Origin of the sequence: Janthinobacterium sp. UMAB-56, from assembly GCF_900095265.1 — a bacterium.
Taxonomy (GTDB): domain Bacteria; phylum Pseudomonadota; class Gammaproteobacteria; order Burkholderiales; family Burkholderiaceae_D; genus Janthinobacterium.
In genome coordinates this window covers 1-7,968 of sequence record NZ_LT607684.1, presented here as the reverse complement: position 1 = coordinate 7,968, position 7,968 = coordinate 1, and the positions used below count along the sequence as shown (strand labels likewise).

General features: G+C 59.2%; 12 protein-coding genes. 5 read left to right on the top strand and 7 right to left on the bottom strand.

Translation table 11 applies throughout. The features are described 5' to 3' along the window. From K0F85_RS28130 to K0F85_RS28120, 3 genes are all read left to right on the top strand, one after another. The coding region (locus tag K0F85_RS28130; protein ID WP_257638216.1) for an integrase core domain-containing protein at positions 1 to 639 on the top strand (639 nt) is incomplete at its 5' end. 7 nt (positions 640 to 646) lie between these two features. Further along, entirely contained in the window at positions 647 to 1,033 is a 387-nt protein-coding gene (locus K0F85_RS28125; RefSeq protein WP_219119100.1) for a hypothetical protein, read from the top strand. Between the two features lie 233 nt (positions 1,034 to 1,266). Further along, complete coding sequence (locus K0F85_RS28120) at positions 1,267 to 1,683, top strand: helix-turn-helix transcriptional regulator (RefSeq protein WP_219119099.1); 417 nt, start codon at positions 1,267 to 1,269, stop codon at positions 1,681 to 1,683. A gap of 55 nt (positions 1,684 to 1,738) precedes the next feature. On the opposite strand, the gene guaA is transcribed toward K0F85_RS28120, so the two are convergent. Together guaA and guaB are read right to left on the bottom strand one after the other, a co-directional pair. Continuing rightward, positions 1,739 to 3,349, bottom strand: coding sequence for a glutamine-hydrolyzing GMP synthase (guaA, locus tag K0F85_RS28115; RefSeq protein WP_101480991.1), 1,611 nt, complete (start codon positions 3,347 to 3,349; stop codon positions 1,739 to 1,741). Positions 3,350 to 3,418: 69 nt separating this feature from the next. After that, complete coding sequence (guaB, locus tag K0F85_RS28110) at positions 3,419 to 4,879, bottom strand: IMP dehydrogenase (protein WP_219119098.1); 1,461 nt, start codon at positions 4,877 to 4,879, stop codon at positions 3,419 to 3,421. Positions 4,880 to 5,154: 275 nt separating this feature from the next. On the opposite strand from guaB, the gene K0F85_RS28105 reads away from it, so the two are divergent. Beyond that, positions 5,155 to 5,391, top strand: coding sequence for a hypothetical protein (locus K0F85_RS28105; protein WP_219119097.1), 237 nt, complete (start codon positions 5,155 to 5,157; stop codon positions 5,389 to 5,391). Between the two features lie 486 nt (positions 5,392 to 5,877). Here the strand turns inward: K0F85_RS28105 and K0F85_RS28100 are convergent, their stop codons facing one another. Genes K0F85_RS28100 through K0F85_RS28085 form a run of 4 tightly spaced genes read right to left on the bottom strand, consistent with a single transcriptional unit; the run spans position 5,878 to position 7,281 of the window. Then, a complete protein-coding gene (locus K0F85_RS28100; RefSeq protein ID WP_219119096.1) occupies positions 5,878 to 6,144 on the bottom strand; it encodes a hypothetical protein in 267 nt (88 codons plus the stop codon). Further along, the gene (locus K0F85_RS28095; RefSeq protein WP_219119095.1) at positions 6,141 to 6,536 is read right to left on the bottom strand and encodes a hypothetical protein; all 396 of its coding nucleotides are present in this window, start codon (positions 6,534 to 6,536) and stop codon (positions 6,141 to 6,143) included. The genes K0F85_RS28100 and K0F85_RS28095 overlap by 4 nt, the downstream gene beginning before the upstream one ends. Then, on the bottom strand, positions 6,533 to 6,997 hold the full coding sequence (locus K0F85_RS28090; protein ID WP_219119094.1) for a D-Ala-D-Ala carboxypeptidase family metallohydrolase: 465 nt from the start codon (positions 6,995 to 6,997) through the stop codon (positions 6,533 to 6,535). The genes K0F85_RS28095 and K0F85_RS28090 overlap by 4 nt, the downstream gene beginning before the upstream one ends. Further along, a complete protein-coding gene (locus K0F85_RS28085; protein WP_257638215.1) occupies positions 6,994 to 7,281 on the bottom strand; it encodes a hypothetical protein in 288 nt (95 codons plus the stop codon). The genes K0F85_RS28090 and K0F85_RS28085 overlap by 4 nt, the downstream gene beginning before the upstream one ends. On the opposite strand from K0F85_RS28085, the gene K0F85_RS29090 reads away from it, so the two are divergent. Beyond that, positions 7,271 to 7,456, top strand: coding sequence for a hypothetical protein (locus tag K0F85_RS29090; RefSeq protein WP_257638214.1), 186 nt, complete (start codon positions 7,271 to 7,273; stop codon positions 7,454 to 7,456). The two genes, K0F85_RS28085 and K0F85_RS29090, sit on opposite strands and share 11 nt — an antisense overlap. Before the next feature lie 128 nt (positions 7,457 to 7,584). Here the strand turns inward: K0F85_RS29090 and K0F85_RS28080 are convergent. Beyond that, on the bottom strand, positions 7,585 to 7,968 hold a 384-nt coding region (locus K0F85_RS28080; RefSeq protein WP_219119092.1), incomplete at its 5' end, for a hypothetical protein.

The following is a 7,968-nucleotide window of genomic DNA, read 5'->3' as shown; positions in this document are numbered from 1 at the left end:
ATCGACCGCGCCACGCGCTGGGTCTTCATGGAGATCTATGCCGACCAGTCCGACAGCAGCAGTACCGACTTCCTGATCAAGCTCAACAAAGCCTGTCCGATCACCATCGTCAAGCTGCTCACCGACAATGGCAGCCAGTTCACCGACCGCTTTACCAGCAAGAAGAAAGACCCGGAAACGGGCGATCGGATTCCCAGCGGCAGGCACGCGTTCGACGTGCTGTGCAAGCAACTGGCGATCGAACATCGCCTGATTCCGCCACGTCATCCGCAGACCAATGGCATGGTTGAGCGCTTCAACGGCCGTATCAGCGAGGTCGTCAACCAGACCCGCTTCGCGTCCAGGGCCGAACTCGAATCGACACTGCGCAATTACCTGAAAATCTACAACCACAACATTCCCCAGCGCGCCCTGGATAATGAAACACCGATGCAGGCGATGAAGAAATGGCAGGGGAAAAAGCCGGAATTATTTGTTAAACGTGTTTATAACCAAGCGGGTCTTGACACTGGAATTGGCCCACTACATCGTCTTGAATCCAGTCCGGGCGCACATGGTGACATCACCCGACGACTGGTACTGGAGCAGCCATCACTACGTTTTGGACGATGCAATGCCTCCATGCTGGTTGTCGCGTGACTGGCTCTTGAGCCAGTTTGGCGCCACGCGCGACGAGGCGGTCGCCAACTATTCTCGGTTTGTCGCGGCCGGGATGGGCGAAACTAGTCCGCTCATCCATACCTGCTACCAGATGCTTCTGGGTGATGACGCCTTCGTTTCGGCACATCAGCAATCGCAGCGTTCCGATGCATTCAAAGATACGCCAAGGCAGCAGCGCCGCGCGGTCACACTGTCACTCGCGCAATATCAGGTCCGCTATAGCGACAGAGACGAGGCAATGGCACGCGCTTATCTGTCTACCTCTTTTACCATGTCCCACATCGCCGCCGCTTTTCACGTCTCGAGCAAGACAGTCAGTCGGGCCGTATCGGCATTTAATAAAGCGCAACTTGCCGCAAATAGAGATAACTAAAGCTGAGATCGTGTAAAAATGGCGGACCCCGGCCTCTCGTGACCCCGGCCTCTCGCGGTGTCGACCGGAAGGAATACGAAACAAGGGAGGCCGCCATGCCGCTCCCGAGCGGTAAAATCATTGCTGTTGACCAGGCTGTGGTTAGCAAAACGCTCTCGTTCCTTTCATCATTGTGGAGACAGCTGCGTCACAGCCGGTCATTCACGAACGTTGTATATTGAAAGGCAATATGTATGTCTGGCAACACCCATGTTTCTGAGCGCCTCGAAAGCTGCCGCGAGAATCTTCATATCTCACAAGTGCTGCTTGCCGAACTGGCGGGCATCAATCCCACGCAACTGTATCGCTATGAATCAGGCAAAGCCAAACTACTTATGGACGCGGCAGATAAGATTGCCGCGGCCCTCGACGTCAGCACCGCCTGGCTTGTGCATGGGATATTGCCCATCGCCAGAGGGGCGCAAATCGACCCGCCAGTGCCGGCCGCAGGGGCGCTAATCCTGAATTTTCTGGAACTTCCACCCGTGCTGGCCTCCGCCGTGAAGCGCCTGTCCATGCAAAATGGCAGCACCGTAGAAATAGAGCTGCTGGATCTCGCGCGTCAAGGCCTCGAAGCTAACCAAAAAATGGCCATTGATAATTCTTTTTGAATTATCAACGGCCATCTATTTTTCACTTTAAATTCAAACAGTTAAAGCGAACTCATCACTCCCACTCGATGGTCGCTGGTGGCTTGCCAGAGATATCGTAGACGACACGGTTGATGCCGCGTACTTCATTGATGATGCGGTTTGACACCTTGCCCAGCAGGCTGTGCGGCAGGTGCGCCCAGTGGGCCGTCATGAAGTCCTGCGTTTGCACGGCACGCAAGGCCACAACGTATTCGTAGGTGCGGCCATCGCCCATCACGCCCACCGATTTGACGGGCAGGAAGACGGCGAACGCCTGGCTCGTCGCTTCGTACCAGTTCGCTGGCAGCGCGTCCGGGTCGACGGCCTGGCCGGCGACGAATTCGTACGGCGTGTTGCGCAGTTCTTCGATGAAGATGGCGTCGGCGCGGCGCAGCAGGTCGGCGTAGTCTTTCTTGACTTCGCCGAGGATGCGCACGCCCAGGCCCGGGCCCGGGAATGGGTGGCGGTAGACCATGTCATGCGGCAAGCCCAGGGCCACGCCCAGTTTGCGCACTTCATCTTTGAACAGTTCGCGCAAAGGTTCGAGCAACTTGAGCTTCATGGTATCGGGCAAGCCGCCCACGTTGTGGTGGCTCTTGATGGTCTGGCCTTTCTTGCCCTTGCCCGCAGATTCGATCACGTCCGGGTAGATCGTGCCTTGCGCCAGCCATTTGGCGTTGACCAGTTTGCCCGACTCGACCTGGAACACTTCAACGAATTCGCGGCCGATGATCTTGCGCTTCTGCTCGGGATCGGTAACGCCGGCCAGGTGGCCCATGAACTGGTCTTCCGCATCGACGCGGATGACTTTCACGCCCAGGTTCTTGGCGAACATGTCCATCACCATCTTGCCTTCGTCCAGGCGCAGCAGGCCGTGATCGACGAACACGCAAGTCAGCTGGTCGCCGATGGCGCGGTGAATCAGGGCTGCTGCCACGGAAGAATCGACGCCGCCGGACAGGCCCAGGATAACGTCGTCGGTGCCCACTTGGGCGCGGATTTTTTCCACCGCTTCGCTGATATAGTCGGGCATGTTCCAGTCCGATTTGCAGCCGCAGATTTCATGCACGAAACGGCCGATCATGGCCTTGCCCTGCACCGTGTGCGTCACTTCCGGGTGGAATTGCACGCCGTAGAACTGGCGCTCTTCGTCAGCCATGGCGGCGATCGGGCAGCTAGGCGTGTTGCCCATCAACTTGAAGCCTGGCGGCATTTCCAGCACTTTATCACCGTGGCTCATCCACACTTTCAGCATGCCGTGGCCTTCATCTGTGACGAAGTCGGCGATACCGTTGAGCAACTTGGTATGGCTGCGGGCGCGCACTTCGGCGTAGCCGAATTCGCGTACCAGTCCGTTTTCCACCTTGCCGCCCAGCTGGGCCGCCATGGTTTGCATGCCGTAGCAAATGCCCAGTACGGGAACGCCCAGTTCGAACACGGCTTGCGGCGCGCGCGGCGAGTCGCCGTCCAGGGTGGAATTATGACTGCCCGACAGGATCACGCCTGCGGCGCCATAGTTGCGCACGAATTCGTCGCTGACGTCATACGGGAAGACTTCGGAAAACACGCCGGAATCGCGCACGCGGCGGGCGATCAACTGGGTGACTTGGGAACCGAAATCGAGAATGAGGATTTTAGAATGCATGATGGGGACTTTATCTGGTGTCATTACAAAACCGGCGCACTAGGCGCCGGTCTGGACTATCACTACGGCTTATTCAGAGCGGTAGTTCGGAGCTTCCTTGGTAATCTGCACATCATGGACATGCGACTCGCGCATGCCGGCCGAGGTGATTTCCACGAATTCCGCTTTTTGGCGCAATTCGTCGATCGTGGCGCAACCGCAGTAACCCATCGATTGACGCACGCCGCCCACCAGCTGGAAGATGATCGCCAGCACGCTGCCCTTGTAAGCAACGCGGCCTTCGATACCTTCAGGCACGAACTTGTCGGCCTTCATCGTGGCGTCCTGGAAATAACGGTCAGCCGAGCCATCGGACATCGCGCCCAGCGAACCCATGCCGCGGTAGGACTTGTAGCTGCGGCCCTGGTACAGGATCACTTCGCCCGGTGCTTCTTCCGTACCGGCAAACATCGAACCCATCATGACGGTCGAGGCGCCAGCGGCCAGCGCTTTGGAAATATCGCCCGAGAAGCGGATACCGCCGTCGGCGATACATGGCACGCCCGTGCCTTCCAGTGCTTCGGCGACGTTCGAGATGGCCGTGATTTGCGGCACGCCTACACCGGCGACAATACGCGTGGTGCAGATCGACCCAGGACCGATACCGACCTTGACGGCATCGGCGCCATATTCCACCAGCGCCTTGGCGGCGGCGGCGGTAGCGATGTTGCCGCCAATCACTTCCACTTGCGGGTACTTGGTCTTGATCCAGCGCACGCGGTCCAGAATGCCTTGCGAGTGGCCGTGGGCCGTATCGACCACCAGCACGTCGACGCCGGCGGCGACCAGCAGGTCGATGCGCTCTTCATCCTTGGCACCCACGCCGACGGCAGCGCCGACCAGCAGCTTGCCCTGGCTGTCTTTCGACGCGAACGGGTGGGAAGTCGACTTCTGGATATCCTTGACGGTGATCAGGCCACGCAGTTCGAAGGCGTCGTTGACGACCAGCACGCGCTCAAGGCGATGCTTGTTCATCAGGCGCTTGGCTTCGGCCGTATCGGCATCTTCGTTGACGACCACGAGTTTTTCGCGCGGGGTCATCTTGGCGGAGGCTTCCGCGTCGAGTTCCTTTTCAAAGCGCAAATCGCGGTTGGTGATGATGCCGACGACTTCCTTGCCCTTGACGACAGGGAAACCGCTGATGCCATACTGTTCCGTCAGCGCGATCACGTCGCGGATTTTCATTTCCGGCGGAATCGTGATCGGATCACGCAGCACGCCAGCTTCGAAACGCTTTACGCGGGCCACTTCACGTGCCTGGTCCTTCGGATTCAAATTCTTGTGGATGATGCCGATGCCGCCTTCCTGGGCCATCGCGATCGCCAGACGGGCTTCCGTCACCGTATCCATGGCTGCGGACAGCAAGGGAATATTCAGGGTGATATTGCGGGTCAAGCGCGTTTTGAGGGACGTATCGGCGGGCAGAACGTTGGAGTAGGCTGGGACGAGCAGCACGTCATCGAATGTGAGTGCTTTTTGAAGTAGACGCATAGCATTTCCTATTGGCGCAAAAGCAGATTATACAGAAATTCTTGATTCCTGTCTTAAACATTCGCAAACCTCTGTAGACATAGTGGGAATGCCATTTCCGCTTTGCTACAAATGTCTGGAAAAGTCTGGAAATGTCTACGTTTTCGCCCAAATTTCGCCCCTGTTCTGGCGCCTTATCCGACCTTTTCTGATGCTGCACAATACCTGGTCGGTAGACGCCCAACATACTAGAAGGCACTGCCTTCCGCAAGCATAACCCAAAAGGAAAGATTGCAATGAAACAGGCGCCGGGCGCCCTCCTCTTGCTTGCACTGTGCAGTTGCACGTCCAGCGGCATTGTCGAACACCGCGGCGGCGATCTGGCGGGGCTTGACACCTTCGCCCTCGCCGCCCGCTACGGCACGCCCGCCAGTTACCAACACCAAGGCGAATACCTGCAACTGAACTATGGCAGCGCGACGGCCGGCTGCCAAGTCATCGTGCTGATCGACCAGGCGCAGCGCGTAGCCTGATCGGCCAGCACCGATCAAGGCGACAGGTCCACCACTTGCACAGAAGTCGGGCATGCGCTCAGCAGCAAGGCGGGCGAACACGGGCAATGGGCGTTCGTGAAAATCGGCATGAGGCGCTCGTATAGTTTGCGATAGAAATTTCAAGCAAGTAACTTATAATTAACAAATGACTACCAACGTCAGGTCGCTCAAACATATTTTTACGGAAAAGCTCATGGAGACGAGTCAGTTATACCGCCTAGCGGGATATGATTACCAGTTAGGTGCATATCCAACTCCGCAAGGCAGTCATCGAGGATTAATTTTTCTTATGGCATTTTCCGGAACACCGTTCTCCCCAGCCATTAAAATTCCAACCCCCACCAATTTTCGAACTGATCAAGCTGCAAGAATCGAGGCATCAGCCCTAGCGCATCAGTTGATACTTACGGACGCGATCAGGACGCATATACCGCATGATGAGAGTCCAGAATAGGCAGGATTCATTCAGTGACCGACATCGGTCACTGAATGAGTGCAGCCCGCAATTGCCGCCTCCATCTCGCCCTCATATTTTCGCCCGCGCAGCCAGTCCCGCGCCAGCGCCAGGACGATCTCACCATCCGTTGCCGCTGGCGCCAGCTGGTCAAATTCATAGGCCGGCCGCTGCGGCGCCACCTTTACACATGGTGTAAAGACGGGAACTTCGACCCGCTGCGGCGCCGGCGGCGCACTGCCGCAGCCGGCCAGCACCAATACAAGCATCCATTTCATCGCACGCCCTCCAGCAGCAGCCTGACGGCCGGCATAGCCTCGTCGCAGGTCGTGGCGCGCGCGCCAGCGATCTGCGCCAGGGCCGCGTCATACTTCTTGCCCTTGGCAGCGGCGGCCGCTCGTGCCGCCGCGCCGCGCTCCTGCGCCACCAGGGTTGCCTTGGCCATGCCGTCGATGGCGCGGTTTTGCTCGGCGATCGAGCTGCGCAGCTGCGCGCTGACTCCCTGCTCTTTCACCAGCGCAGCGCGCGCGGCGTCACGGTCGTCGGCGGCCAGCCACCAGCCGGTGCCGGTGGAGCTGGCCACCAGTAGCAGTGCGGCGGCAAGCAGGATGGCCGCCGCCTTCCAGATACCGCTGACGGCACCGGCCGCCAGGGTGCCCAGCGCGCTCACGGCCGCACCTGCAAGATGCCAGCGCGCGTGCCGTGGCGGTCGATGGTGATGATGCGGTTGATCGGCTTGGCAACCATCTTTGTGCTGACGTGCACCCAGGTCAGTTCGTTGATGATCTGGCCGATGCCGAACTCGTCCAGCTTGGGCAGTAGCGCCTGGCACACCTGGTACGGCGTCATGCGCAGCGCCTTGAAGTCGGCTGCCATGCCGCGCACATGGTCGCTGCCATCGCTGCTGCCGATACCCCGATTCACAGGAATCGAGCGGTAGCCGCTGATATTGGTCAGCGGCGTATCGATGCCGGTGCTGGCCGTCAGGTAATTTCGGATGCGCTGCAGCAGCTCGGCCGTACGCTGCAGTTCGGCCAGCACGACGGCCGGCGGCGTGTTGTCGACGCCATGGCGCGCCGCCCAGTCGGAGGCGGTCAGTTCCTGCAAGGTGAAATTCTTGGTGAGGTTCACAGACCACCCCGCACATCCTTGACGACAGCGGCCGCGTCGCGCGCCAGCTCGCCGATATCCTTGTCGCGGCGCTTGTCGAACCAGCGTACCGTGGCGCCCAGCACCCACCAGGCGGGCAAGCCGGCCGCCACCATCAGCGGCGCGGCGATGAACAGGAAGCCGAGCGCAGGCTCGCTGTCATACAGCACCGCCACTTCCTTGGCATTTTCAAACAGCGATGGCCACCAGGAGCGCACGGCCACCACCAGCGCCGGGCCCAGCAGGATAGAAGAGATGATCGTCACGAAGAAGCGCGCGAACGCCTCCTTTTTTGTCTTTGGCCACATAAACATGAATCCCAGTGAGGTTGCGGCAGCGCCGGCCAGGACCGGGATGCCAAAAATTTTGATCAGTGCGCCGCCGGCGGCGGTCGTTTCGATGGCCATGAATGCCTTTCAGGTGGTGGGTGTGAATTTGTAGCTGCGGAGGAATATCTGATGCCGACAGTAAGAGCATGGCTGTCTCATTTCTAGGGAAAAGTGAGACAGTATTTCCGGCGACGGAAATGAAAAAACCCGCCGAAGCGGGTTTGGGTGGAGCGGAAGTGGCTATGCAACCTTGACGATGATGCGGGCGCGCCCATCGTCTTCGATGGCGATGACCTTGCCGAGGGCACGCATGTATTGCGTGAAGGTCATGTCGGCCTCATCAACGGCCATGCCGATAATGCCCTCGCAGTCCTGCACCGGCACGATATATTGGCCAGGCGTGGCACCTTGGACGTTGACCGGCACCTGACCGGCGAACGCGATGCGGTCGACCGTCTGGCGCAGCTGCTCCAGCTCTGCCTCGAAGGTGGCCAGCGCGGCGGCATGGGCGGCTTCCTTGGCTGCCCACTCAACATCCGTATCGCCTGGTGCAGTAACGATGGTGCGATAGACGGCGGCGACGGCCTCTACCCCGCTGGCCTCGTCTGCTGGAACGGCCGGGGT